The organism is Aminobacter sp. UC22_36 (genome assembly GCF_044056035.1).
Lineage (GTDB): Bacteria > Pseudomonadota > Alphaproteobacteria > Rhizobiales > Rhizobiaceae > Aminobacter.
The window spans coordinates 164,231-188,493 of the sequence record NZ_CP171995.1 but is presented as its reverse complement, the minus strand read 5'-3'; the positions used below and the strand labels follow the sequence as shown (position 1 = coordinate 188,493).

25 protein-coding genes are annotated in these 24,263 nt (G+C 63.0%); 10 read left to right on the top strand and 15 right to left on the bottom strand.

Annotated features, from left to right (window positions below; genetic code table 11):
* Positions 1-47: 47 nt before the first annotated feature.
* The 6 genes from ACHMW7_RS00865 to ACHMW7_RS00840 form a co-directional block, all read right to left on the bottom strand.
* Positions 48-1,853: an aminopeptidase P family protein gene (locus ACHMW7_RS00865; RefSeq protein ID WP_395446559.1), complete on the bottom strand. Its 1,806-nt coding sequence runs from the start codon at positions 1,851-1,853 to the stop codon at positions 48-50.
* Between the two features lie 34 nt (positions 1,854-1,887).
* On the bottom strand, positions 1,888-2,901 hold the full coding sequence (locus ACHMW7_RS00860; protein WP_395446558.1) for an ABC transporter ATP-binding protein: 1,014 nt from the start codon (positions 2,899-2,901) through the stop codon (positions 1,888-1,890).
* A complete protein-coding gene (locus tag ACHMW7_RS00855; RefSeq protein ID WP_395446557.1) occupies positions 2,898-3,911 on the bottom strand; it encodes an ABC transporter ATP-binding protein in 1,014 nt (337 codons plus the stop codon). The genes ACHMW7_RS00860 and ACHMW7_RS00855 overlap by 4 nt, the downstream gene beginning before the upstream one ends.
* A gap of 1 nt (position 3,912) precedes the next feature.
* On the bottom strand, positions 3,913-4,782 hold the full coding sequence (locus ACHMW7_RS00850) for an ABC transporter permease (protein WP_395446556.1): 870 nt from the start codon (positions 4,780-4,782) through the stop codon (positions 3,913-3,915).
* Positions 4,779-5,720, bottom strand: coding sequence for an ABC transporter permease (locus ACHMW7_RS00845; RefSeq protein ID WP_395446555.1), 942 nt, complete (start codon positions 5,718-5,720; stop codon positions 4,779-4,781). Before ACHMW7_RS00845 ends, ACHMW7_RS00850 begins: the two co-directional genes overlap by 4 nt.
* A 65-nt stretch (positions 5,721-5,785) precedes the next feature.
* Positions 5,786-7,360, bottom strand: a complete 1,575-nt coding sequence (locus ACHMW7_RS00840) for an ABC transporter substrate-binding protein (protein WP_395446554.1) — start codon at positions 7,358-7,360, stop codon at positions 5,786-5,788.
* 226 nt (positions 7,361-7,586) lie between these two features.
* On the opposite strand from ACHMW7_RS00840, the gene ACHMW7_RS00835 reads away from it, so the two are divergent.
* Positions 7,587-8,207: a helix-turn-helix domain-containing protein gene (locus ACHMW7_RS00835; protein ID WP_395446553.1), complete on the top strand. Its 621-nt coding sequence runs from the start codon at positions 7,587-7,589 to the stop codon at positions 8,205-8,207.
* 3 nt (positions 8,208-8,210) lie between these two features.
* Here the strand turns inward: ACHMW7_RS00835 and ACHMW7_RS00830 are convergent, their stop codons facing one another.
* Positions 8,211-9,242, bottom strand: coding sequence for a proline racemase family protein (locus tag ACHMW7_RS00830; RefSeq protein ID WP_395446552.1), 1,032 nt, complete (start codon positions 9,240-9,242; stop codon positions 8,211-8,213).
* Between the two features lie 251 nt (positions 9,243-9,493).
* On the opposite strand from ACHMW7_RS00830, the gene ACHMW7_RS00825 reads away from it, so the two are divergent.
* A complete protein-coding gene (locus ACHMW7_RS00825; RefSeq protein ID WP_395446551.1) occupies positions 9,494-10,168 on the top strand; it encodes a GntR family transcriptional regulator in 675 nt (224 codons plus the stop codon).
* 71 nt (positions 10,169-10,239) lie between these two features.
* Here ACHMW7_RS00825 and ACHMW7_RS00820 read toward each other — a convergent pair whose 3' ends face one another.
* Positions 10,240-10,710: an Lrp/AsnC family transcriptional regulator gene (locus ACHMW7_RS00820; RefSeq protein WP_395446550.1), complete on the bottom strand. Its 471-nt coding sequence runs from the start codon at positions 10,708-10,710 to the stop codon at positions 10,240-10,242.
* Positions 10,711-10,818: 108 nt separating this feature from the next.
* Here ACHMW7_RS00820 and ACHMW7_RS00815 point away from each other — a divergent pair, with 108 nt between their 5' ends.
* Positions 10,819-12,300, top strand: coding sequence for an aminotransferase class V-fold PLP-dependent enzyme (locus ACHMW7_RS00815; RefSeq protein ID WP_395446549.1), 1,482 nt, complete (start codon positions 10,819-10,821; stop codon positions 12,298-12,300).
* A 3-nt stretch (positions 12,301-12,303) separates the two neighbouring features.
* Positions 12,304-13,182, top strand: a complete 879-nt coding sequence (locus tag ACHMW7_RS00810) for an MBL fold metallo-hydrolase (protein WP_395446548.1) — start codon at positions 12,304-12,306, stop codon at positions 13,180-13,182.
* Positions 13,183-13,185: 3 nt separating this feature from the next.
* Here ACHMW7_RS00810 and ACHMW7_RS00805 read toward each other — a convergent pair whose 3' ends face one another.
* The 5 genes from ACHMW7_RS00805 to ACHMW7_RS00785 all read right to left on the bottom strand — a co-directional run bounded on the left by ACHMW7_RS00805 (position 13,186) and on the right by ACHMW7_RS00785 (position 17,570).
* Positions 13,186-13,989 carry a sulfite exporter TauE/SafE family protein gene (locus tag ACHMW7_RS00805; RefSeq protein WP_395446547.1) on the bottom strand — a complete coding sequence of 268 codons (804 nt, stop codon included), beginning with the start codon at positions 13,987-13,989 and terminating at the stop codon, positions 13,186-13,188.
* Between the two features lie 106 nt (positions 13,990-14,095).
* On the bottom strand, positions 14,096-15,049 hold the full coding sequence (locus ACHMW7_RS00800) for a sugar ABC transporter substrate-binding protein (RefSeq protein WP_395446546.1): 954 nt from the start codon (positions 15,047-15,049) through the stop codon (positions 14,096-14,098).
* Between the two features lie 351 nt (positions 15,050-15,400).
* Positions 15,401-16,051, bottom strand: coding sequence for a GntR family transcriptional regulator (locus tag ACHMW7_RS00795; RefSeq protein ID WP_395446545.1), 651 nt, complete (start codon positions 16,049-16,051; stop codon positions 15,401-15,403).
* 81 nt (positions 16,052-16,132) lie between these two features.
* Positions 16,133-17,068, bottom strand: a complete 936-nt coding sequence (locus tag ACHMW7_RS00790; RefSeq protein WP_395446544.1) for a 2-hydroxyacid dehydrogenase — start codon at positions 17,066-17,068, stop codon at positions 16,133-16,135.
* A 97-nt stretch (positions 17,069-17,165) separates the two neighbouring features.
* A complete protein-coding gene (locus ACHMW7_RS00785; RefSeq protein WP_395446543.1) occupies positions 17,166-17,570 on the bottom strand; it encodes a VOC family protein in 405 nt (134 codons plus the stop codon).
* Positions 17,571-17,770: 200 nt separating this feature from the next.
* Between ACHMW7_RS00785 and ACHMW7_RS00780 the strand changes: the two genes are divergently transcribed.
* Genes ACHMW7_RS00780 through ACHMW7_RS00770 form a run of 3 tightly spaced genes read left to right on the top strand, consistent with a single transcriptional unit; the run spans position 17,771 to position 20,045 of the window.
* Positions 17,771-18,727, top strand: coding sequence for an alpha/beta hydrolase (locus ACHMW7_RS00780; protein ID WP_395446542.1), 957 nt, complete (start codon positions 17,771-17,773; stop codon positions 18,725-18,727).
* Between the two features lie 5 nt (positions 18,728-18,732).
* On the top strand, positions 18,733-19,647 hold the full coding sequence (locus tag ACHMW7_RS00775) for a dihydrodipicolinate synthase family protein (RefSeq protein WP_395446541.1): 915 nt from the start codon (positions 18,733-18,735) through the stop codon (positions 19,645-19,647).
* The gene (locus ACHMW7_RS00770) at positions 19,644-20,045 is read left to right on the top strand and encodes a RidA family protein (protein ID WP_395446540.1); all 402 of its coding nucleotides are present in this window, start codon (positions 19,644-19,646) and stop codon (positions 20,043-20,045) included. The genes ACHMW7_RS00775 and ACHMW7_RS00770 overlap by 4 nt, the downstream gene beginning before the upstream one ends.
* Positions 20,046-20,146: 101 nt before the next feature.
* Here ACHMW7_RS00770 and ACHMW7_RS00765 read toward each other — a convergent pair whose 3' ends face one another.
* Both ACHMW7_RS00765 and ACHMW7_RS00760 read right to left on the bottom strand, forming a co-directional pair.
* Positions 20,147-20,758: a malonic semialdehyde reductase gene (locus tag ACHMW7_RS00765; protein ID WP_395446539.1), complete on the bottom strand. Its 612-nt coding sequence runs from the start codon at positions 20,756-20,758 to the stop codon at positions 20,147-20,149.
* Positions 20,758-21,564, bottom strand: a complete 807-nt coding sequence (locus ACHMW7_RS00760) for a glutathione S-transferase family protein (RefSeq protein WP_395446538.1) — start codon at positions 21,562-21,564, stop codon at positions 20,758-20,760. Before ACHMW7_RS00760 ends, ACHMW7_RS00765 begins: the two co-directional genes overlap by 1 nt.
* 256 nt (positions 21,565-21,820) lie before the next feature.
* Here ACHMW7_RS00760 and ACHMW7_RS00755 point away from each other — a divergent pair, with 256 nt between their 5' ends.
* From ACHMW7_RS00755 to ACHMW7_RS00745, 3 genes are read left to right on the top strand one after another with little or no spacing between them, the layout of a single operon-like run.
* Positions 21,821-22,603: a fumarylacetoacetate hydrolase family protein gene (locus ACHMW7_RS00755; protein WP_395446537.1), complete on the top strand. Its 783-nt coding sequence runs from the start codon at positions 21,821-21,823 to the stop codon at positions 22,601-22,603.
* Between the two features lie 45 nt (positions 22,604-22,648).
* The gene (locus ACHMW7_RS00750) at positions 22,649-23,647 is read left to right on the top strand and encodes an ABC transporter substrate-binding protein (RefSeq protein ID WP_395446536.1); all 999 of its coding nucleotides are present in this window, start codon (positions 22,649-22,651) and stop codon (positions 23,645-23,647) included.
* A 17-nt stretch (positions 23,648-23,664) separates the two neighbouring features.
* Entirely contained in the window at positions 23,665-24,216 is a 552-nt protein-coding gene (locus ACHMW7_RS00745) for a VOC family protein (protein WP_395446535.1), read from the top strand.
* Positions 24,217-24,263 lie beyond the last annotated feature (47 nt).

The following is a 24,263-nucleotide window of genomic DNA, read 5'->3' as shown; positions in this document are numbered from 1 at the left end:
ATGGAGGCCTGTGTCGAATTATCCGCCAAACAAGATTGCGACCTGGCTCAGATAGCCTGACAAGGCGCGCACATTCGCTGCAGCCATTCGCGATCGTCGGCGGCCAACACAGGGCTCAGCGCGGATCTGACCTCGTCATGATATCCGTCGAGCCAGTGCGTCTCCATCGGGTTCAGCAGCCCGATATCGGCAAGGCGCAGGTCGAGCGGCACCAGCGTCAGGCTCCTGAACGTCATGAAGCCATCATCGGCTTCGACGACCTCGACCTGGTTCTCAAGGCGGATGCCGTATTGGCCGGCCTTGTAGTAGCCGGGCTCGATGGTGGTCACCATGCCAGGCATGAGCGCGATCTCGTTGACGCGTTTGTCGAAGCGCTGCGGCTGCTCGTGCACCGACAGGAAGTGGCCGACGCCATGGCCGGTGCCGTGGTCATAGTCGAGGCCGAGCTCCCACAGCGGGCGGCGAGCAAAGGCGTCGACCTGGTGGCCGCAAGTGCCTTTGGGAAATCTCAGCGTCAGCATCGAAATCAGCCCCTTGAGCACCGCCGTATAGGCGCGGCGGATTTCCGGGCTGATGTCGCCGAGTGCGGTCGTGCGTGTCGCATCCGTCGTGCCGGTGAGATACTGGCCGCCTGAGTCGAGCAGATAGACGCCTGCCGAGGTGATCGGCGCATTGGTCTCGGCTGTGGCGTTGTAGTGGCACATCGCGGCATTGCCGGCGGATGCCGAAATGGTGTGGAAGCTCGGCTCGACGAACAGCCTGCTGTCGCGGCGATAGGTCAAGATGCGCTCTTCCGCCTCCAGTTCGCTCACCGGCATGCCTTGTGCTTCGCGGGTCCGACCATAGCGGTCGAGCCAGGCCAGAAAACGCACCCAAGCCGCGCCATCGAGGCGATGGCAAGCACGGAATCCTTGCAGCTCGATTTCGTTCTTCAGCATCTTGGCGAGCGTGATCGGGCTTCTTGCCAGCTTGACCTCGCCGCCTGCCGCCCGAACGGCATGGGCCACAGCCGAAGGCGCGAAGCCGGGGTCGACGATCGCCGTCCGCCCCTTGGCCATCGAGCTGATACGTTCGATCAGCGCTGCCGGCTCGGCCATTGCAACACCGTCCAGATCGAAATCCGACAGATCGTTCGGCAGCTTGCGGTGGTCGACCAGCCATTCGGCGCGGCCGTCCTTGTCAAAGATCAGGAAGGAATGCGGCATCGGGTTGAAGACGACGTCTCGGCCACGCACGTTGAGAAACCAGGCAATGTTGTCGGGCTGCGCTTCGACGAGGAAATCTGCTCCCTGTTGGGCAAGCACCCCGGCGATGCGGCGCTTCTTGTCAGCGACGCTCTCGCCCGCATAGGCGCGCGAAAACGCCATGATTTGCCCAAGCGGCTTTTCCGGCTGGTTGACCCAGATCGCATCGACAAGATCACCTGACGTGGCGATCCAGCTGCCGCCGGCAGTCGTTACCGCCTGGCCGCAGTCCTGATCCCAAGTCGAGGGCAGCAGCATCGCATTGAAGCCGATGCGCTGGCCGGGACGCACGTTCTTCGCAAGCCAATCTTTCAGTGGGGCGTCGTAAAAATGTTCGACGGCAAAGATGTCGAGGTCGACCTCGTCGCGCACCTGCACCTGGTAGCGACCATCGACGAAAACAGCCGCTTTGTCGGCCATGACGATGGCGACACCTGCCGAGCCGGTAAAGCCCGTGACATGGGCAAGGCGGCAATCGTGCGGCGCGCAATACTCGCTCTGGTGTTCGTCGAAGCGCGGGATGATGTAGCCGTCGAGCCCTTCCTTTGCGAACTGGTGGCGAAGCGCTTCAACTCGGCCGGATATGCCCGGCCTGCCCGTCAATGTCATGTCGTCTTTCCCAAAGTGCAGATGGTGGCGGCGTTCACGCCGCGGAAATGGTTTCGGCGAAGTGGCAGGCCGCCATGCCGGCGCCGACAGGCCGCAGCGCCGGCTTCTCGACGCGGCAGCGTTCAGCGGCGTGCGGGCAGCGCACATGGAACGGACAGCCTGGGGGTATGTCGAGTGGGCTCGGCAATTCGCCAGTGAGCGCCGGCGCGCGCCGGCGGTCGGCCGGATCGAGCGAGGGGGCGGCGGCCAGCAACGCCTGCGAATAGGGATGCCGAGGCCGTGAAAACAGCGCCTCGGATGGACCGATCTCGACGATGGCGCCGAGGTAGATGACCGCGACCCGATGCGAGACGTGACGCACGAGCCTGAGATCATGGGCGACGAACAGTACCGTCAGCCCGAGATTGTCCTGCAGCTCGAGCAGCAGATTGACCACCTGCGCCTGGACCGAAACGTCGAGCGCCGAGACCAGTTCGTCGGCGACGAGGCAGATAGGCTCGAGCGACAAGGCCCGGGCGATGCCGATGCGCTGGCGTTGTCCGCCGGAGAATTCATGCGGATACTTGTCCGCCGCGCCCTCCGGCAGCCGCACCAGATCGAGCAGTTCGTCGACGCGCCGGTCGATCGCAGCACCTTCGCGCATGCGGTGCACCGAGATCGCCTCGCGCAGCGTGTCGTGCACCGTCATGCGCGGGTTGAGCGAGGTGTAGGGATCCTGGAACATCATCTGTACGCGCCTGTTGTAGGCACGCCGGCTTGCGCCCTTGAGGCCGATGGCGCTTTCGCCCTCGAAGCGGATGTCGCCACCGCTCGGCCGGTGCAGTCCCGCAATGCAGCGGGCGAGCGTCGACTTTCCGCAACCGGACTCACCGACGATGCCAAGTGTTTCGGCGGGCATGACATCGAGATCGACACCGTTCAGCGCCGAGACGATCTGGCGTGGCCTGCCGGCAAGCGTGTCGGATAGCGACCGGTTCTTGGTGAACCGCATTGACAGGTCACGGATGGACAGCAACGGCGCGGCGGGCTCGATGGTCAGCATGTTCATTGTGCCGCCTCCTGCTGATTGAAATGCGCAAGCGCTTCGAAACGATGGTGGCAGGCTACTTCATGAAACTGGCCGACGGTTTCAAATGGCGGACGCACATCGCGGCATTCCGGTCCGGCGACAGGACAGCGCGCGGTGAAGGCGCAACCGGCAGGCAGCGCGTTCAGCGCCGGCGGCGCGCCGGGGATCGAATAGAGCGGCGTGCGTGGCGCCACGTCGCGCGGGATCGAACGCAAAAGCCCGAGCGCATAGGGGTGGCGTGCGTCAGCGATCACCTGGCTGGTCGTGCCCATTTCGCATAGCCGTCCGCCATACATCACTGCGACGCGGTCGCAGGTCTGGGCGACAACGCCCATGTCGTGGGTGACGAGGATCACCGCCATGCCGAGGTCGCGGCTGAGCGACTGGATCAGGCGAAGGATCTGATCCTGGATGGTGACGTCGAGCGCGGTCGTCGGCTCGTCGGCCAGGAGCAGCTGCGGGTTCGAGGCAAGGGCGATGGCGATCATCACGCGCTGGCGCATGCCGCCTGAGAACTCATGCGGGTAGTCTGCGAGCCGGTCGCGGGCGCCGGGAATGCCGACCATGTCGAGCAGTTCGATTGCCCGCACCTTGCGGGCTTTGGCATCGAGGCCGGTATGGGCGACAAGATTTTCCGATATCTGCAAGCCGACAGTCAGCAGCGGGTTGAGCGACGACATCGGCTCCTGGAAGATCATCGCGATTTCGCGTCCGCGTACCTTGCGCAACGCCGACTCGTCGAGCGCTGCGAGATCGCGGCCCTTCCAGAGGATTTCGCCGCCGACGCGGCCGCGGGGGCGGACGATGCCGAGGATCGAGCGCAGCGTGATGCTCTTGCCCGAGCCGGACTCGCCGACGAGACCGAGGATTTCGCCCGCCTTCACAGTGAAGGAGACGTCGTCGACGGCGACCAGCGGATGCTGGCGTGAACCGAACTCGGTCCTGAGATGGCGCAGTTCGAGCATCGTTTCCGGCTTGTCGTTGACCATCTCAACGCCCCCTTGGTCGAAGCAGGTCGGCAAGCGCATCGCCGAGCAGGCTGAAGCCGAGGCCGGTAAGCACGATGGCGAGGCCCGGCATCAGGCTCATCCACCAGGCGGTCAGCAGGAAGTTGCGACCCTCCGAGATCAGCACGCCCCATTCGGCTGCCGGCGGTTGCGCGCCGAGGCCGAGATAGCCGAGCGAGGAGCCAAGCAGGATGGCCAGCGCCATGTCGGTCATCCAGTAAACGATGATCGGCGACATCGCATTGGGCAGAAGATGGCGGAAGATGATGCGGCGGTCGGAATAACCGAGCACGCGGCCGGCGGCGGCGTAGTCGTTTGCCTTCTGCGTCATGACCTCGGCGCGGGTCAGCCGGGCATAATAGACCCAGTTCACGATGGTGATGGCGATGTACATATTGACCAGGCCCGGCCCGAGCACAGCCACGATGGCAATCACCAGCACCAGGAACGGGAAGGTGATGATGGCGTCGACGCAGCGCCCGAAGATCGTATCGGCGATGCCACCGTAGTAGCCGACAAACGCGCCCACCGTGACGCCGATGATCAGCGCGAAAATGGTCGCGAAAAGTGCCATCTGCATGTCGACGCGGTAGGCCCAGATCACCCGCGACAGTACATCGCGGCCGAAATTGTCGGTGCCGAAGGGATGCGCAAGGCTCGGCGCCTGCTGGATCGCCGTCATGTCGAAGGCGAGCGGATCGTAGGGGGCAAAGACCTGCGGGACGAGCGCCAGCGCGACCGAAAAGGCGATGATGGTGAAGCCGATGGCAAAGGACGGCCGCGCAAAGGCGCGACCGGCGAAGGCGCGGAAGCGGCTCGGCCTGCTCGGCTGGATCTGGGTGACGGCGCTCATGCCTTGCGAAGCCTCGGGTCGAGCAATGACTGGACGATATCGGTGAGCAGGAACACGACCGAAACCAGCACGGCGAAGGTCAGCGTCAGGCCCTGGATCAGCGGGTAGTCGCGGGCGAAGATCGCTTCCAGCATCAACCGGCCGACGCCTGGTATGGCAAAGACGGTCTCGGTCACCAGCGTGCCACTCATCAGATTGCCGATCGACAGCCCGAGCAGGGTGACGGTGGACACCAGCGCATTGCGCAGTACGTGGCGGGTCATGATGATCCGCGTCGAAAGCCCCTTGGCGCGGGCGAACTGGACGTAGTCGGCGTCGAGCACCTCGATCAGCGAGGCCCGCAGGTTCCTGAGGATGATGGCCGAGGTGTAGAGCGCGACGCTCAGCGCCGGCAGGATCAGGTGGTGCAGATTGCCGAGAAAGGTCGTGCCGTAGCCGCCGACGGGAAACCAGCGCAACTGCGCCGCCAGCACCGTTAGCAGCACCAGGCCGATGTAGAACACCGGCATCGACAGCCCGATCTGAAAGACGCCGCGGATGACGACGTCTGTCGTGGTGTTGACACGCACCGCTGCCAGGAAGGCGAGCGGTCCGGCGAGGCATACGGCGAGCACCACCGAATACAGCGCCAGGAAAATCGTCGTCGGCAGACGGTCGAGGATGACCTCAGTCACCGGCGCTTTCAGCATGATCGAGCGGCCGAGGTCGCCGCTCAGCGTGTTCTTGACGAAGATGACGAACTGCACCGGTAAGGGCCGGTCGAGGCCGAGATTGTGGCGGATCTGCTCGACCTGGGCGTCGGTCGCCTTGGCTTCGGCCATGGCGATAGCGGGATCGCCGGGCAGCATGCGGACAAGCAGGAAGATGAAGACCATGACCAGCAGAAAGGTCGGGATGATCTGCAACAGCCGCGCCAGAAGATAGGAAAGTGAGGGCATGAGCCAAACCTTGTGCCGGATGCCGGGCAGCGCGGGCCGCCCGGCATCCACCGGTCATCTTGGGATCACTTGGCGCGCCATGCGGCCGAGAAGTCATTGGCGCCGAGCGGGGTCTGAACATAGTCTTCGACCGACTTCGACACGGCGACGGCGAAGGGCGTTTCATAGAGGAAGAGCAGTGGTGCGTTTTCCGCGTAGATCTCCTGCATGCGCTTGTATTCGTCCTTGCGCTTGACTGGGTCGACCTCGGAGTTCGAGGCCTCGAACAGCGTGTTGAACGCCTCGTTGTTCCAGCCGGTGCCGACGGCCTGGCGCTGCTTGTAGTAGCCGAGCCAGCCGGTCACCTGGGCCGGGTCGTTGACGTCATTGGCCCAGCCATAGGTATGGATGTCGAATTCGCCGGAACGGTTCTTGGCGCCGCGTGTCGGGTTGTCGACCTGCTCGACTTTCAGGTTGACGCCGAGCGGCGCCCACATCTGCTGAAGGGCTGTGAACAAAGTCGCGTCGTCGGCGCTGCCGGCGAGCGTGGTGAAGGTGATGTCGAGCCCGCCATCGGCACCGGCTTCGGCAAGCAGTTGCTTGGCCTTTTCCGGATTGTAGGGATAAAGCGGCTCGGGTCCGTAATGCAGCTGGGTCGCCGCCGACATCAGCGAGGTCATCGGCTTTCCGGTGTCGAAGGTCACCAGCTTGATCAGCATGTTCTTGTCGGTGGCGTAGTTCAGCGCCTGGCGCACCTTGACGTCGGCGAGCGGGTTCTTCGAGCCGTCCTTGCGGGTGTCGCGGGTGTTGATCGGGGCGTAGATGATGCGCGTCGAGGGAAACAGCTCCATCTTCAGATTGGCGTCGCCGCTGAGTTCGCCGACGCGGGCAAACGGAATGAACTCCGCGACATCCACTTCGCCAGCTTGGAGCTTGAGAATGCGGGTGGCGTCATCGGGAATGACGACGAAATCGACCTCGTCGAGATAGGGCAGTGGCTTGCCGTCTTCGCCTGCGCGCCAGTAGTTCGGGTTGCGGGCAAAACTCATGCTCGAACCCGCGACGCGTACCTTCATGGTGAAGGGCCCCGATGTCACCGGATTGTTGTCGAAATAGGCCTTGGCCTTCTCCTGGTCGTTGGCGCCCGCGGCCTTCTCGAACGCCGCTTTGGAGACGATGCCGGTATTGAAGGTGGCGAGGATCGAGGGGATCGTCGGATCGGGCTGCTTCAGCGACAGCGTGACCTTGCCACTTTCGGCCGTCACCTTTTCGACCGAGCCGAGCAGACCGGCCCACGGTCCGTCGGGATTGCGCGCGCGATCGAGCGAAAACACCACGTCGGCGCCCGTGATCGGCGAGCCGTCGGAGAACTTCAGGCCGTCACGCAGCTTGAGCGATATCGCCTTGCCATCGGTGGAGACATCGTAGCTCTCGGCCAGGCCGGGCTCGATCGCGCCATCCGCGCCGTTGCGCAGCAGCGTTTCATACAGGCTGGTGATCATCCACAGGTCGGGATTGCGATCGGCCCAGACCGGGTCGATGACGGCGGAATCGTCATAGCGGGCAAAGGTCATCGAGCCGCCGCGCTCGATCGCCAAAGCCGACGTCGCGGCGCTCAGGCCCAGTGCTGCGCCGAGCAAGAACGGCAAAAAGCGTTTCATGTCTTCTCCTCCTCTTGGCCTGCCGGCAATGCCGGCGCTACGCCTCGGCGGTCAGTTTGGATATTTTATCCAATTTTTCCGGACATTTTTCTTTGCGTCCGGATTGCCGCGAAGGCATTGTGCATTTCCCCATCAAAGCGGCGGCGCGGTGGCTATATCGCTTGCGCAACCAACTTTAGCTGGACTAAAGTTCATCGAAATTGTGAAGTCAAGCGGAAAGACAGTGATGCCCCTCGATATCGATGATGCGGCCGCAGGTAACGGGGACGCGCCGCATCCGGACATGCCTGCCGCCGCTTCGATCGGACAGATGCTGCGGGCGCGCCGCAAGCTGATCGGCAAAACGATGAAGCAAGTCGCGGCCGAGGCGGGCCTGACCGAAGGCTTCATCAGCCAGATCGAGCGCGGGATTTCGACGCCTTCGCTGATTTCGCTCTACAACGTCGCCGGCGCGCTCGAAACCAGCGTCGACACCTTCCTGTCGCAGCCGCCGGAACATACCCATTCGATGGTCTCGCATGCCGGCGCGCGCCGCGGCTACAATGTCGAAACCAAGGAACGCGTCTACGAGTTGCTCGAGCGCGGCTTTCCCGGCGCCCAGCTCAATGGCTGCATCACCCACATGCCGCAAGGCTATGCCTCCGAGATCACGACCCATCAGGGCGAGGACTTTCTCTATCTGATCGAGGGCGAGATGCTCTACGAGATCGACGGCAAGGAGTATCTGCTCAAGGCCGGCGACACGCTGCACTTCCCTGCCTCGCTGCCGCACCGTGCCCGCAATGTCGGTCCGGGACCGGCCCGCGAGCTCTGGGTCGGTACCACGCGCATCATCTCCGAGACCTGATCGCTACTGCTTGCGCGGCCAGGTGTCGGCGAGCCGGTAACCCGCCGGCCAGGGGTCGTCGGGGTCGAGCATCACCTGATGCGTGCCGGTGATCCAGGCGCGGCCCGAGATTTCCGGAACGATCGCCGGCCGGCCGGCGACTGACGTCTCGCCGATGATGCGGCAATCGAAGGTCGAATCGATGATCGAATGACCGCTGAAACGCTGGCCGACCTGCATCAGCCCGCGCGCATGCAGCACCGCCATCCGCGCCGAGCAGCCGGTACCGGTCGGCGAACGGTCGAGCTTGGCCGGCTGGATGACGACCGTGTTGCGGCCATGCAGGACGCCGTTTCGCTCCTCGATCGGCAACGCCAGCTGGCAGAACGAGATGTGGTCCCAATCAGGGTTTTCGGGATGCGAAAAGCCGAGCTGCTCATTGGCGGCGCGGGTGATCTTGATGCCGGTTTCGGCAAGCTCGCGTGCTTCGTCGGGCGTGACCGAAAAGCCCAACGCCCGTGCATCGGCAATAACGAAGCTGTCGCCGCCATAGGCGGTGTCGACGGTCAGCGTACCCAGTCCTTCGACCTCCAGCTTGGCGTCCAGCTTGTCGGCAAAGGACGGCACATTGATGACCGCGATCCGCTCGGCCTTGCCATTGCGGCAGGTTGCCACGACATCGACCAGCCCGCCTGGCGCTTCAAGCACAAAACGCGTCTCGGGCTCCTGCATCGGCACGATGCCGGAGTCGAGCAGCACGGTGGAAACGCAGATCGAGTTGGAGCCTGACATCGGCGGGGTGTCTTCCGGCTCCATGATGATGAAGCCCATCGCCGCGCGCGGATCCTTCGGCGGCACCAAAAGGTTGATGTGGCGGAACACCCCGCCGCGCGGCTCGTTGAGCACGAAGTTGCGCAGCGCCTTGTCTTCGGCGATGAAGCGGCGCTGCTCCCACAGCGTCTTGCCGGGCGGTGGCGCAACACCGCCGACGATGACGTCGCCGACCTCGCCCTCGGCGTGGCACGAAACGATGTGGATCACCTTGCTTGTGCGCATCCTTCGCCTCCTCGCGAAATTGCCATGCCTCACGCCAGGAACAAGCCCTTCGCCGGGCTCATCCCGCGCCCGCATTCCGACGCTCCTCAGGCCGCAATGCAAGCCTGGCATCCATAGAAAAATAGGATCCAATATACAATCTGGAATATACGATTGTACGGAAAGAAAATGCAGGCATGTTGCCCGTCGCCTTCAATGGACCTATCACCTGACGCTAGCCATATGCCTGAAGCCGCCGAGGTTGAACCGCAATGAAACTGGAAACCGTCGATATCAGGCAGGCCGCATCGGCGGCCGATATCGTCTATGAGGCGCTGCGTAAGGCGATCATCGAGGGCGAACTCGCCGAGGGCGAGAACCTCAGGCAGGACCAGATCGCTTCGCTGTTCAACACCAGCCGTATCCCGGTACGTGAGGCGCTGTCGCGGCTCGAGCAGAACGGCCTCATCACCACCGAGCGCTACAAGGGCGCTGTCGTCGCCGGCCTGTCGATCGCAGAGATCGAGGAAATCTTCGAGTTCCGCGCTTTGGTCGAGGCCGAAGTCATCCGCCTGGCCGTGCCCAACATGAACGCAAGGACACTCGACATCGCGCGCAGACATTGTGAGGCGTTCGGCGACGAGCCCAACTCGGCTAAGTGGGGCGAGATCAACCGCAATTTCCACTACAGCCTCTATGAAGCGGCGCGGCGACCCTATTACCTGCAGATCGTACGCGCCTCGCTCGACCGCATCGACCGCTATCTGCGCGCTCAGCTGACATTGACCGACGGCATGAATCGCGCCCGGCGCGAACACCAGGGCATCCTCGACGCCTGCATCGGCGGCGACGCGAACAAGGCTGCCGAACTCACGCGGGACCATATTCTCGGCGCCGGCCGCGCGCTGGTGGCTTTCCTTGAGGAAACGCGCGGCAAGAACGACTGAGACATCGCGCAAGCGCCTTTTGGCTCTCCGGCGGCCGCCGGACCATGTTCGATGTGCCGGCATGAGGCGGCTTACCGCAGCCGGCTGAGGTCCGCGGCACGGTTCTCGATGATCGCTTCCATGGAAAAGAAACCGGTCACAGTCGCCAGGTCGAAATTGGTGATCAGCTTCTGGTAGAAGGCGTCGTAGCCGGACATGCCCCTGGTCACCACCTTGATCAGATAGTCCCAATCGCCGCCGATGCGGTAGAAGTCGGTCACTTCGGGCATGCGCTCGACATGCTTGCGGAAATTGTCGGCCCACTCCTTGGAATGGTGCCGGGTACGGATCATGACGAACACCGTCAGGTCGTAGCCGAGCGCTGCGAGATCGATGTCGGCATGGGTGCCGCGGATCAGGCCTGACGCGTTGAGCCGCTGCAGGCGGCGCCAGCAGGCATTTTGCGACAGCCCGACACGCTCGGCCAGATCGCGCTGCGAGATTGCACCATCCTTTTGCAGGCACGCTAGAATCTTGTGGTCGATTTCGTCTATTTTTTCCATGATTCAGATCATATGACCCAAGTTGGCGGCAAAGTCGTGCGAAAACGATGAGGTTTCACCTGCCGCATCCGATTAGAATCGCCTCCAGTTGGTTGCGGGAGAGATTCAATGAAGACCGAGCGCTGCGAAAAGCCTGGCGGCACCGGCTTGCTGGACAAGTTCAAGGAGTGCCTTGCCGTCCGCGACGTCGTCGCGGAACTGCGCAGCGGCCTTGTCGGCAAGGACGCAAACATCGACGGGCCGTTCGGCCTCAAGCCGATGGTCTATGCCGACTATGTCGCATCAGGCCGCGCGTTGATGCAGATCGAACGCTTCGTCCTGGAAGAGGTCTTGCCCTACTACGCCAACAGCCACACCGAGGCTTCCTATTGCGGTGGCATGATGACCCGACTGCGCCGCGAGGCGCGCGCGGCGATCGCCGGGTGCTGCGGCGCCAGCGACAGGCATGCGGTGATCTTTGCCGGATCGGGCGCGACGGCCGGCATCAACCGGCTGGTCAAGCTTCTGGGCGTCACTGATGCCGTTGCCGTTGGCAAGCAGGTCCGTGTCATCATCGGGCCCTACGAGCACCATTCCAACATCCTGCCCTGGCGCGAAAGCGGGGCAGAGGTCATCGAGATCGCCGAATGCGCTGCCGGTGGACCTGATCTCGCCGCACTGGACGAAGTGCTGCAATGGGAGGCCGACCTCACTGTCTGCGCGTTTTCGGCTGCCTCCAACGTCACCGGCATCATCACCGATGTCGCTTCCATCACCAGGCAGGTGAAGGCGGCGGGCGCCAAGATTGTCTGGGACTATGCCGGCGCGGGACCCTACATGCCGATCGCCATGTCGCCGGTATCAGGGGCCGAGATCGATGCCGTGGTCATCTCGCCGCACAAGTTCCTCGGCGGGCCGGGCGCGTCGGGTGTGCTGATCGTCCGCCGCGACGCCGTGGTCACCGACAAGCCGTCATGGCCTGGCGGCGGCACGGTCAAGTTCGTGTCGCCGACCGGCCATGACTACAGCACAAGCCTTGAGGCCCGCGAGGAGGCGGGAACCCCCAATGTGGTTGGCGACATCCGTGCGGCCCTTGCCTTCCTGGTCAAGGATGCGCTCGGCGCGGAGTTCATGCAGGCCCGCAATGACGAATTGACCCGTCGAGCCATGGCTGCGTGGAACGGTGCCGAGAACATCGAGCTGCTGGGCGCGCTGTCGCCGCAAAGACTGCCGATCTTTTCGTTCCGCGTGAAGGACGGCAACGGCGACTACATTCACCAGCAGCTGGTGACGCGCATGCTCAGCGACCGCTTCGGCATCCAGGCGCGCGGCGGCTGCGCCTGCGCCGGCCCTTATGTCCATCGCCTGTTGTCGATCGGTGAGGCGGAGTCGCAGCGCATGCGCGCGGTGATCCTTGCCGGCGACGAGATCAGCAAGCCCGGCTTCATCAGGCTCAATTTCAGCGTGCTGTTGCCGGAAGAAAAGGTGAGGTTCATCCTCGATGCGGTCCTGCAACTGGCTCAGGATGCCGCACAGTACCGCTCGCGCTATGATTTCGATGCCAGTCGCGCGATCTTCTACCCGCGCAATGTCGAAATGGCGGAGGCTTGAGAGATGACAAGACCCGATGTCGCCGCCTTTTTCGATCCGCGCACCTGGTCGGTGCAATATGTCGTTTCCGACCCGCGAAGCAGGCAATGCGCGATCATCGATCCGGTTCTCGACTTTGACGAGAAGTCGGGTGCGACGGCGACCGTCAACGCCGACAAGCTGCTCGACTTCGTTCGCAAACAGGACCTCGAGGTGCGGTGGATCCTCGACACGCATCCGCATGCCGACCACTTCTCGGCGGCATCCTATCTGAAGGCAAAGACCGGCGCGGCGACGGCGATTGGGGCGCGCATCGTCGACGTGCAGAAACTGTGGGCCGGCATCTACAACTGGCCGGACCTGCGCACCGATGGCTCGCAATGGGACCGCCTGTTCGACAAGGGCGAGACGTTCGAGATTGGCGACCTCAGGGTAGGGGTGATGTTCTCGCCCGGCCATACGCTGGCTTCCGTCACCTATGTCGTCGGTGATGCCGCTTTCGTGCACGACACTGTCTTCATGCCGGACAGCGGCACCGCGCGCACCGATTTTCCCGGCGGCAGTGCCAATGCGCTGTGGTCGACGATCCAGGACATCATGGCGCTGCCTGAGGACACGCGCATCTTCGTTGGCCATGACTACCAGCCGGGCGGTCGCACCCCACTGTGGGAGAGCACCGTGGCGTCCCAGAAAAGCCAGAACGTCCACCTGACGCGTTATACGCGCGAAGAGGAATTCGTCGCCTTCCGCAATGAGCGCGATGCCACTCTGCCGATGCCCAAGCTGATCCTGCATGCGCTGCAGATCAACATCAATGGCGGCCGGCTTCCCGAGCCGGAAGCCAACGGCCAGCGTTACCTCAAGTTCCCGCTCAATGCGCTCAACGGTGCCGCCTGGGGCTGAGGCTCAGTCGAGCAGCGACCAGGCAAACTGCGCGGCGACCAGCAGCAAAAAGACGCCGAACGAGATCTCGAGCGCGCGCTTGGGTGCGGCGTGGGCGATCCGGGCGCCAACAGGCGCGGTCAGGATCGAGACCGGCATGATCAGCGCCACGGCCATCAGATTGACGTAGCCGAAAGACAGTGGCGGCAGCTCGGGCCGCTGCCAGCCGGCAATCACCAGGCCGATCACAGCAGGGATCGAGATCAATACGCCGACGCCCGATGAGGTCGCCACCGCGCGCTTGATCGGCTGGTTGTGCAGCATCATGAAGGTGTTGTTCATGATGCCGCCGCCGATGCCCATCAGGGTCGAGAAGAAGCCGATCAGCAGGCCGTAGAGCGAACGTGTCGGCTGGCCCGGCAGGTCGGAGGCGACGATCCAGCCCGGGCGGTTGAGCAGCATCTTGATGCCGACGATGGTGGCAATGACGGTGAATATCCATTTGAGGCTGGCGCCCGAAATGACAGCCGCGACCGCCGAGGCGAGCACCGCGCCGACCGGCAGGACGAAGGCCCAGCTTTTCAGCAGCGACATGTCGACCGCGCCATGCTTGCGGTGTGCCATGAAGGATCGGATCGAGGTCGGCACGACGATGCCGAGCGAGGTCGCGACCGCAAGATGCATGCGAATGCTCTCGTCGACGTCCATGACCGCAAGTGCCTGCACCAGCACCGGCACCAGGATGGCGCCGCCGCCGATGCCGAACAGGCCAGCGAGAATGCCGGCGACAGCGCCGGAGACGAGAAGGGCAATGGCAAGCATCAGCATCGGAAGCGCACTTTTCTTGACGTGAAAGATGAGGGGAACCCTGATGGAGCCGGGTTCCCCTTGGCAGGTGGACAGAGCGCTTGCAGAAGCCGGTGCTCGCTGGCGATTACGGCTGGTAGTCGGCCGGCGCGATGATCTTGGAGAAGTCGTAGGTGGCGACCTTGTCCTTGGTCACCAGCAGTGCCGGAGCCTCGATGCGGCCGAGCACCTTGCCGCCTTCGATGGCAGCGACGGCTTCGCGCACCGAGTCGCGTCCCATCGATACGGCCGGCTGCAGCGAAGCACAGGTCAGCGTGCCGTTCTGCAAGGCAGCGCGGGCATCGTCGTTGAGATTGGACGTCGAGACCTTGAATTTTCCGGCAGCACCGGCGGCGTCCAGCGTCTTGATCGACTCGACGGCCATAGTGTCGGCAGCGGTGAAGATGCCGTGCATGCCAGGATAGGCCTTGGCCCATTCGGTTGCTGCCACGCCGGCATCCTTGGTTCCGCCAGCCTTTTCGGCGACGATCTTGATATCAGGGAAATCGGCTTCCATGGTGTTCTTGAAGCCGGTGACGCGAAGCTTGGCCCAGATCTCGTCAGGACCGGCAAACAGGCCGACCTCACCCTTGCCGCCGATGGCGCGGCCGAGGCAGATGCCCTGAAGGCGGCCCATGCCGATATTGTCAGCGCCGACGAAGGAGGTCAGGCGGTCGGATTTCGGCGGCACCGAAAGCGCTATCACCGGAATGCCCTTGTCGATGGCTTCTTCGACCGCCGGGCCGACTGCAGCGGCGTCCGCCGCGCCGATGATGATGGCGGCGACCTTCTTGTCGATGAAGCCGCGGATCTGCTCGATCTGCAGCTCGGCCTTGTCCTTGGCGTCGCCCTTGATGATGGTGTAGCCGCGTTCCTTGCTGGCGGTCTCGACGCCATAGAGCCCGGCCTTCCAGAACGGTGAGGCAAAATAGGGAACTGTGACGCCGATCGTCTTTTCTGCGTTCGCCCATGCGGGGGCGGACAGCGCGCTCGTCGCCGCCATTGCCAGAGCCCATGTCATATACCGTGCATTCTTGCCCATGATTTCTCCTCCAGAATTCGGGTCGTGAATTTCGCTGGGGCACGCCTCTACGCGCCGGCGATTTCAGTATCGGTATTAGTATGCAATACAACAATATTGTATGCACAGATTATAGCAAGAATGCAAATGATGGAATGTGCACATTTTAGCAAATCAAAGGCAGGGCGCCTCGCACTGATATCCAAGATAAGAAGCCTTGGGATGTGCGTGCCGAGGTAGCTCGCCCGTCTGTCACATCGGAGGAGAGACAGCGGGTAGGCCGGGGCTGGCTTTGGCCAAGCACAGGCGGCCCGGCCGGTGAAAAACCGGCCAGGTGAGAGAGCTCGAACAGGCTGGAATATCGAATGCGGCCTATTGGCCGGCGGCAGCCACGAAGCGCCGCATCACGCCAGCGCTGAGGCGGGCATTGTGTTCGGACAGAGCGGCATAGGCGCCGGCTGCGTCATTGGCGCGGATGGCGTCGACGATCTTCTGGTGTTCATCGAGCGACTGCTGCAACCGGACATCGGCGGGGCCGGCCTGATGCTGGCGGAAAGGTGCGAGGCGCACACGCAGCTCGACCGCCATGGCGGCTATGGTGACGTTGTGGGCGCCACGGCAGATGCCGTCATGGAACTTGCGGTTGATTTCGCGACAGCCGTCGAGATCCTGGTTGCCGACGCATTCGGTGTATTGCCGATGCAGTTCGTAGAGCTGCTCGCGCTCCATGGCCGTCATGCGCTGGGCCGCCAGCCGGGCGCAGGACGCCTCGATCTCGCACTCCGCCTCCAGCATGTCGGCCATCTGCTCGACGTCGATGCGGGCGACGACGCCGCCGCGGCGTGGGTTCATCTCGATCAGGCCACGGGCGCCAAGCTCGCGCAGGGCTTCGCGGACCGGAGTGCGCGACACGCCGAACTTTTCAGCGATGACCTTTTCCTCGAGCTTCTGCCCGGGAGCCATGACGCCCTTGGCGATCTCTTCCGCCAGGGCGTGATAGATCTGAGAGGCGATCGTCGTCATGCGCGCAGCTTTCCAGTCTTCACGACAAATAGCGAGCTGCCCCCACGGCAAACCCAAACCGATTTAGTGACAGCCTTGGATTTATGCAAGTTGAGCCGTCAACGGTCGGCCTTCGCGGCAGGCCTGAAGGTTGTGCAGCAGCACATCGATCTGCGCTTCTTCGGATGCCGGCGAACGTCCTGCCATATGTGGGGTCAGCACGACATTGTCGAGATCGCGCAGGGCCTCGGGCAAGTTCGGCTCGCCCTCAAAGACGTCGAGGCCAGCACCGGCGATGATGTTTTGCGTGAGTGCAATCACCAGTGCTTCGGTATCGACGACCATGCCACGCGAAACGTTGATGACAAAGCCCTCCGGACCAAGCGCGTCGAGCACGGCCTTGCCAACGAGGTGGCGGGTGGCCGGACCACCCGGACAAGCGACGATGAGGAAATCGCTAGCCTCGGCAAGCGCGACCGCGTCGGCATGGTGCTGCCACGACACCTCGGCCACCTTGTTGCGGGTGGTGTAGGCGATGCTCATGCCGAACGCCTCGGCACGCTTGGCAATAGCCTTGCCGATGTTGCCGAGGCCGATGATGCCGAGCCTCGCGCCAGAAAGCGTCGGCCGCGCGCCACGTATCCCATCCCAGGCACCGTGGCGCAGGGCACGGTCGCGCACGCAGATGTCGCGGGCCACCGCCAGCATCAGCGCCATGGCATGGTCGGCGACCGTCTCCATATTGGTGTTGGGGGCGTGGGTGACGCGCACGCCGCGTCGTTTTGCGGCTTCGATGTCGATGTTCTCGTGGCCTGCGCCATAAGCGCAGGCGAGCTTCAGTCCAGGCATCAGCGCCATCTCGGCATCGGACATTCCGGTGCTGCCATTGGTGACGACGGCCCAGACGTCTTCGAAGGAAATTGCGGGTGATCCGCTGCCCAGTCCGCCGGGCAGCGTGATCACGTCGTATGAGCTGGATAAGCGCGACAGGCAATTGTCGGAAACTGGTATCGTGACCGCGATCTTTGGTTGCGCCATCTCACATGCTCCAGTCGTTTCATGTTCGCCGCCTCCCAAGATTGGCGGCGCAGTTCAGGTCCGGCGCCGGGTGCTCGTGTACCCGCCGCATGGTCGATCAGGCAGGGTTGACGTTCTTGACCGCGCCCTTCCAGCCATTTTCGGTGACGTCGAAGACGATGCCTTCAGGCGTCTTGTATTTGACCTCGTAGAATACGTTCGGGTTGGCCTCCTTGCGCCCGGTCATGTACGAGCCGCCGGCAGCCTGAACCAGTGCGTCGGTCTCCTCGACCGAATCGACCCACATGCCGAAATGGATGAGGCCGTTGTAGTCCTTCTCGGTCTCGAAGCCCGGAACCGGCTCGTCGCCGAAGTTCAACAGGGCAACGTTCATGATGCCGTCGGTCATGTAGACGCCGCGCATTGCCTGGCCGGCGCGGGTCATTCCGAAAGCCTTTTCAAAGAACTGTGCCGCCGCTTCCGGATCGGAGACGGCAATCGCGAGATGGCGCAACTTTGCCATTGGGGTTTCCTTTGTTTCGGTGATGGCGGAACGCAAAACGCTCCGCAACACAAACATGAAGCAGTCTGTGTATGCAAATAGTAATCTGTGTATGCAAATCTGTTGTCAAGTGTGATTCCGGATGTTATCCAGCACCCATTGAGGACGGCTCGGGCGATAGCTCCAACTCGTGCTCCCAGAACAGATTGAGGCAGCAGCGAATGCGTTTTGCGGGACTTTCCGCCACTGATCGGGCGCGGCTGGATGCCGTCGGCAAGGTCTGGAACGACGATCTCGGTGCGAGCCGCGCTGTCGTGCTCGACGTCTACCGCCCGCACCACAAGCAAAAGGCCGCGAATGACGGCATCGTCATCCATCGCGATATCGCCTATGGCGCCGACCCGGCCCATCGCCTCGATGTCTTCGAAAGCAGCAGCCGCTGCGCTTCGGGCCGGGGCAGGCCGGTGGTTGTCTTTGTGCATGGCGGTGCCTTCACCCGCGGTTCCAAGAGCGCGGATGGGCTGATCTACGACAACGTGCTGCGCTGGTTCAGCCGGCAGGGTCTTGTCGGCGTCAATGTCGAGTATCGGCTGGCGCCAGGTGCGCGTTATCCGGAGGGCGCGCGCGATGTCGCTGCGGCGCTTGACTGGATCACGGCTTCGATCGAGCGTTTTGGTGGCGATCCGCGTTCGATCCTGCTTGTCGGCCATTCGGCCGGCGGCTGCCATGTCGCCAGCTATCTCTATGATCCCAATGTCGCGCGGCTGCCATCCAGGGACGTCAAGGGCGCCGTGCTGATCAGCGCCCGGCTTCGCGCCGACAGCCTTCCGGACAATCCGAACGCCAACAATGTCAGGCAGTATTTCGGCGACGACGAGGCTGCTTATGAGGTGCTGTCGCCGGTCGCCCATGCGGGTTCGACCAGGCTTCCGGTGCTCGTCGCCATTGCCGAATTCGAGAACCGCTACATCGACGCCTACGGCGCCGAATTCGTCCAGCGCCACACGCTGCGCACCGGCAAGGCGCCGCGCTTCGTCCAGTTGAGCCGCCACAACCACACATCCATCGTCGCGCATTTCGATACGCACGAAGAGGAACTGGGGCACGAGATCATGCGCTTCGCCATCGACGAATGCGGTCTCTTTCCCTGCGGATTGTCCAGTCAAAAGCGAAAGTGAGATCCATGCATCAGGAGCTTCTCTCCGTCTACGCACCCGTGCTGACGCCGTTTAGCGCCGACCTTAAGGTCGACACTGCGCGCTTTCTTGGCCATTGCCGCTGGGTCGTCGAGCAGGGCGCAGGCCTTGCGATCTTTGGCACCAACAGTGAAGCAGCCTCGCTGTCGCTGGTGGAAAAGCGCCGCCTGCTCGACGAGGTCGTTGCGTCAGGCATCCCCGGCGCGGCGCTGATGCCTGGTACGGGCGCGAACTCGCTGGAAGAAACAGCCGAGTTGACGCGGGCCGCCGTCGATGCCGGGGCGCCGGCGGTGCTGGTGCTGCCGCCCTTCTTCTTCAAGCCGGCAACGACCGAAGGGCTCATTCGCCATTATGGCCGCCTCATCGAGACCGTCGGTTCCGACAGACTGTCGGTCGTGCTCTATCATATCCCGCAGTTCACCGGCGTGCCGATCACCGTCGAGCTGATCGACGGCCTGCGCCGCCGCTATCCAAATGTCGTGGGCATCAAGGACAGCTCAGGCGACCGCGAGAACCTTGCCCGTTATCTCGAGGTCGGCGACGGCTTCAAGGTTTTCCCGGCCTCGGAGATCCTGCTCGGCGAAACGATCGTCAAGGGCTCGGTGGGCTGCATTTCGGCGACGGCCAACGTCAATGCAAAGGGCATGGTCGGGGCAGTCAAGAACACGTCGAAACTGGGAACGGAGGAGGCTTTTGCCGACGCCACCAAGGTGCGAAGCTTGTTCCAGCAGTTCCCGATGATCCAGGCGATGAAATCGCTGATCGCCCGCGAACTTGGTGCCGCCGAATGGCGTACGGTGCGCGCCCCGCTGGTCGAACTCGACGGCCAGGCCGAGCAGAAATTCCTCGCGGCGGTCGACGAACTCGGTTTCGAGCCCTGGGCGCTGGAGAAGGCGGCGTGAGCGCGGCCACTGAGCGGGCGAAGCCGCTTGCCAACTATCCGTTCCTGCGCGAGGCCGGTGGGCTGCTGTTCCTGTCAGGCGTCAGCGCCCGGCAGAAGGACGGCACCATCGCGGGTGTCGCCAGGCAATCCGGGGCAACGAACTACGATGTCGCCGCACAGCTGAGGGCGATCATCGCCAACATCACGGAGTCGTTGCAATCGCTGGGCGGCTCGCTCGCCGACCTCGTCGACGTCACGATCTTTGTCACCGACATGGCTGACTACCCGGCGATGAACGTTGAGTACAACAAGTGGTTTGCATCAGATAGTCCGGCCCGCACCACCGTCGGCGTCAGCCAGCTTCCGCATCCCGACATGGTGATCGAGCTCAAGGTCGTCGCCCGCTGGCCGGCCTGATTTTCACGCAAGAGCTTACTTCAAGACTTTTCCAGCCACCTGATATTGCAGCCATAACCTCGCCCCCGGCTCTGCCGGGGGCATTTTCTTCCTGTCAGGCATCAGAGCACGGTGCATGCCTCGGCAAATGGCAGGCGCGGGTGGCGCGAGAACAGCTTGGCCGGGTCACCATGGCCAATGCCGCAGATGAAGTTCGAGCGCAGGGCGGTTCCGGCAAAAAAGATTTCGTCGACAATCGTGCGGTTGAAGCCGGAGATCGGACCGCAGTCCAAGCCAACCGCGCGTGCCGCCAGCATGTAGTAGGCCGCCTGCAGGGTCGCGTTGCGGAACGCGGTGTCCTCGACGATGTGCGGGTTGCGCTCGAAATGACCTTTGCCGTCAGTGTGCGGGAACAGGTATGGCATCTTCTCGGCGAAGGCGTAGTCGGTGGCGAAAATGGCGACCACCGGACAGGTCACGATCTTGGAAATGTTGCCGACGGCGAGTGCCGGCTTCAGCCTTTCGCGCGCCGCGTCCGTCGTCAGGTAAACGATGCGCAGCGGCGAACAGTTCATGCTCGTCGGCCCCATCCTGGCGATGTCGTGGATGCGTTCGAGCACGGCGAGGTCGACCGGCCGGTCGAGCCAGCCATTCTGGCTGCGGGCGTCGAAGAACAGCCGGTCGAGCAGGGACCTGCCGTCGTCCAGAACGTCGAAGTGCATAGCGTGATCCATCAAAGCGATTCCATTTCTGTCGTGGTGTTGTGGCCGAGCGCCTCGGCGAGCAATGCGGCGACAAGGCCGGTGTCGATGAGCGGATCGGGGCGTGCGGTTTCCGGGCCCTGGGCGGTCTTGAAGGCTGGTCGCGTGCGGATGCGCGCGGCCCAGTCGGCCGTCCGGGGCAATGGCGCGAGCAGGCTTTCCATCGCCAGCCTGTCGAGCCTGTCGACGAATGCCGCCATCGCCACGTCTGCGAGGGAGAACCCGTCCGACGCCAGCCAGCTGGTGGCAGCGAGTGCCGTCTCCATCCTCTCCAGGACTGTGCGGAAAGTCCGGATCGAGGCGAGCACCGCGGCGCGATCGAAAGGCGCGTTGGCTGCGGCCAGATAGGCCTCCCGTCTTGCGGGCAGGGGGTGGCGCGCCATCAGTTCCGCGAAATAGTCCCGGTCGAGCCTGGCCACGCGCGCCTTGAGAATGAGATTGAAGGTCGGCGGCCGTACAGCCGGATGCACCACCTCGTCCTCGTAACGCGTCCAGCTTCGCGCGCGGGCGCGTTCCTCTATGGTGGGCAGCGGCGCTCCGTCAGCGATGTCGTTGAGCAGTTCGTTGATATCCGACGACTCGTCGAAGACGTTTCCGTTCCAGCGCAGCGTCGGCACCAGCCCCCTGGGATTCACAGCGAGATAGGCGGCTTCGAGGTTTTCGAAGGCCGACAGGTCGACCCGGCGCGAGCTCCAGGGGAGGCTGAGCTCGGCAAGACACATGCGGACCTTGAACGACTGAATCGATCCCCATTCGTGAAAAAGCTCGATCGCAGACATTGTTGGAAATCTCGTGTCGCGTGTGCACCTTATGCTTGACATGAATACACAGATACGAAAATGTATGCAAGACAACGAGCAGCATGGAAGGAGCAGCCAGTGGTATGGCATGCGCTAGGACAACGAGTGATCAGGGACGAAGTTCGGCCCGTATTGGTAACCGAGCAGGGGGGTCTATGATCTTGAGCTGATTGCTCGCCTTGCGGGGAAGAACACGGCTGCCTGGGAGAAATGGATTGCCGGCGGTGTCGGTGCGATGCTTGACCGGTGGACCGATGTCGAGCCGGCTTTGGCGGGCCTGGCAGCCAATGTCGTCGAGGCCGGCCCCAAATTTGAGCCGCTTGGCACGGGGACGAAGCTCTGCGCGCCCTATCGCCCGGTGCGTATTTTCGCTACCGCGTCCAATTATATTGAGCACGCGCAGGAGATGGGAACGGTGCTGGCGTCAAAGGCCGAGAGCCAGCCCTACGTCTTCATGAAGGCGGATTCGTCGATCATCGGTCCTGACGAGGCGATCATCCTGCCGCAGCGCGCCGAAAAGGTCGACTGGGAGGTCGAGCTCGCCGCAGTCATCGGCATCGGCGGCCGCGATATCCCGGTCGAAAAGGCGCTTGACCATGTCGCCGCCTATACGGTGATCAACGATATCACCTCGCGCGACCTGACGCGCCGCAGCGACTTTCCGTTCAAGTTCGACTGGTTCCGTGGCAAGAGCTTCGACACCTTTGCGCCGCTCGGGCCGTGGCTGGTTCCAGCCGACTGCATCGGCGATCCGCAGAACCTGCGCCTGACGCTCGACGTCAACGGCACGCGCAAGCAGGACGACAGCACCGGTTCGATGATCTTTTCCGTCGCCGAACAGATTTCCTACCTGTCGTCGATCCTGACGCTGCGGCCAGGCGATCTGATCGCCACCGGTACGCCGGACGGCGTCGGCATGGGGACCGGCGAGTTCCTGAACTGTGGCGACATCGTCACGGCGGCGGTCGAAAAGGTCGGCGCCATTACCAACCCGATCCGGGCTAGCCAGATCGCATAAGAACTAGCTTACATACTAACAACGACCAACACTGAGGAGGACAGTATGGCATTCGATTTTGGAAAGACGCTGCGTGGTTTCGCGCTGGCAGGCGTTCTCGCCTCGATGGCGACGGCCGCGTCGGCTGCGGAAAGCATTTCGTTCAACATGTCGTGGCTGCCACAGGGGAGCGTGGGAGGCGTTCTCGTGGCCAAGGCCAAGGGCTTCTACGATGAGGCCGGTCTCGACGTGACTGTCTACCAGGGCTATGGCGGCCAGCGCACCGTCAACGAGATCGACCAGGGCCTGTTCGACATTGGTTACGGCGATCCGGTCAGTGTCATTCTCAACCGCGCCAATGGCGGCAAGGCGGTTTTTGTCGGCTCGATCAACACCGTCTGGCCGGGTGCCTTGTGCTACCTGCAGACAGAGGGTGCTGCCGAACCCAAGCTTGCCGATTTCAGCGGCAAGTCGGTTGGCGGTGGCGCGACCTCGCCGATACAGAATATCGTGCCGACCTGGCTCGAACAGAACGGTTTGCCCAAGGGGCACCTCAAGCTTCTGCGCATGAATCCGGCGGTCATCACGTCGGCCTTCCTCGAAGGGCAGGTCGACCTCGCCGAGTGCTGGGAAGGGGCCAGCCTGCCGATCCTGACCGAAAATGCCAAGGAGACCGGCAAGAAGATCGGCATGATCAAGTACCGCGACTTCGGCCTCGACATGTATGGCAGCGGCTTCGTCACCACCGAGGCGATGCTGGCCGAGAAGCCGGAGGTCGTGGATAAGTTCCTCGACGCGTCTTATCGCGGCTACGAATATATTGCGCAGCACCCCGACGAAGCAGCCGACCTGATCGTCAAGCAATACCCGACGCTGAAGACCAGCGTGGTGCTCGAGCAGATCAAGCAGATCAACACGCTGGTCCGCGACGCGCAGGCGGAAAACAAGGACCTCGGTTTTGTCCGCGCCGACCGCATGGAAAAGACGATGGGCTTCGTGCGTGACGCCTTCGTTCTCGACGACACCATCAAGACCGACGACCTGTATCGCAACATCAGTCGCTAAGGCTGGCTCAGCCCTGGATGAGGCACATGAAGAAGAAGATCAATGTCAGGAAACTGGGCCACATGGTCCTGATGGTCCGCGACATCAAGAAGTCCGTCGAGTTCTATACCAGCGTCGTTGGACTGGAGGTCTCGGACTGGATCGAGGACAAGATGGTATTCCTGCGTGCGGGAAGCGACCACCACGATCTCGCTCTGTCGCAGATCCCGGAAGACTCGCCCGATCGGGACGATCTGCCGAAATATTCGCGCCCCGGTCTCGAACATTTCTCCTATCTGGTCGACAGCCTGGAGGACATGGAAGCTGCAGCCGAGATGCTGCAGGAGCGCGGCGTCGAGATTGTCCGCGGCATCGGCAAGCATGGGCCGGGCGCCAACTGCTTCCTCGTGTTCAAGGATCCCGACGGCAACAACTGCGAGATCTATTGCGACATGATCCAGGTCACCGAAGACAGCCCGCACACGCCGCAGGTGTGGGAACGCAACATCGACGCGTTCGACCAGTGGCACTTCAAGCGCTTTGTCGTGCCGCCGCCCCATCAGGTGGTGAAGGACAAGCAGGGCAAATGACCTGCTGACAAGCCCGGGGCGTCGGCGTCAGCCGGCGCCCATTCACC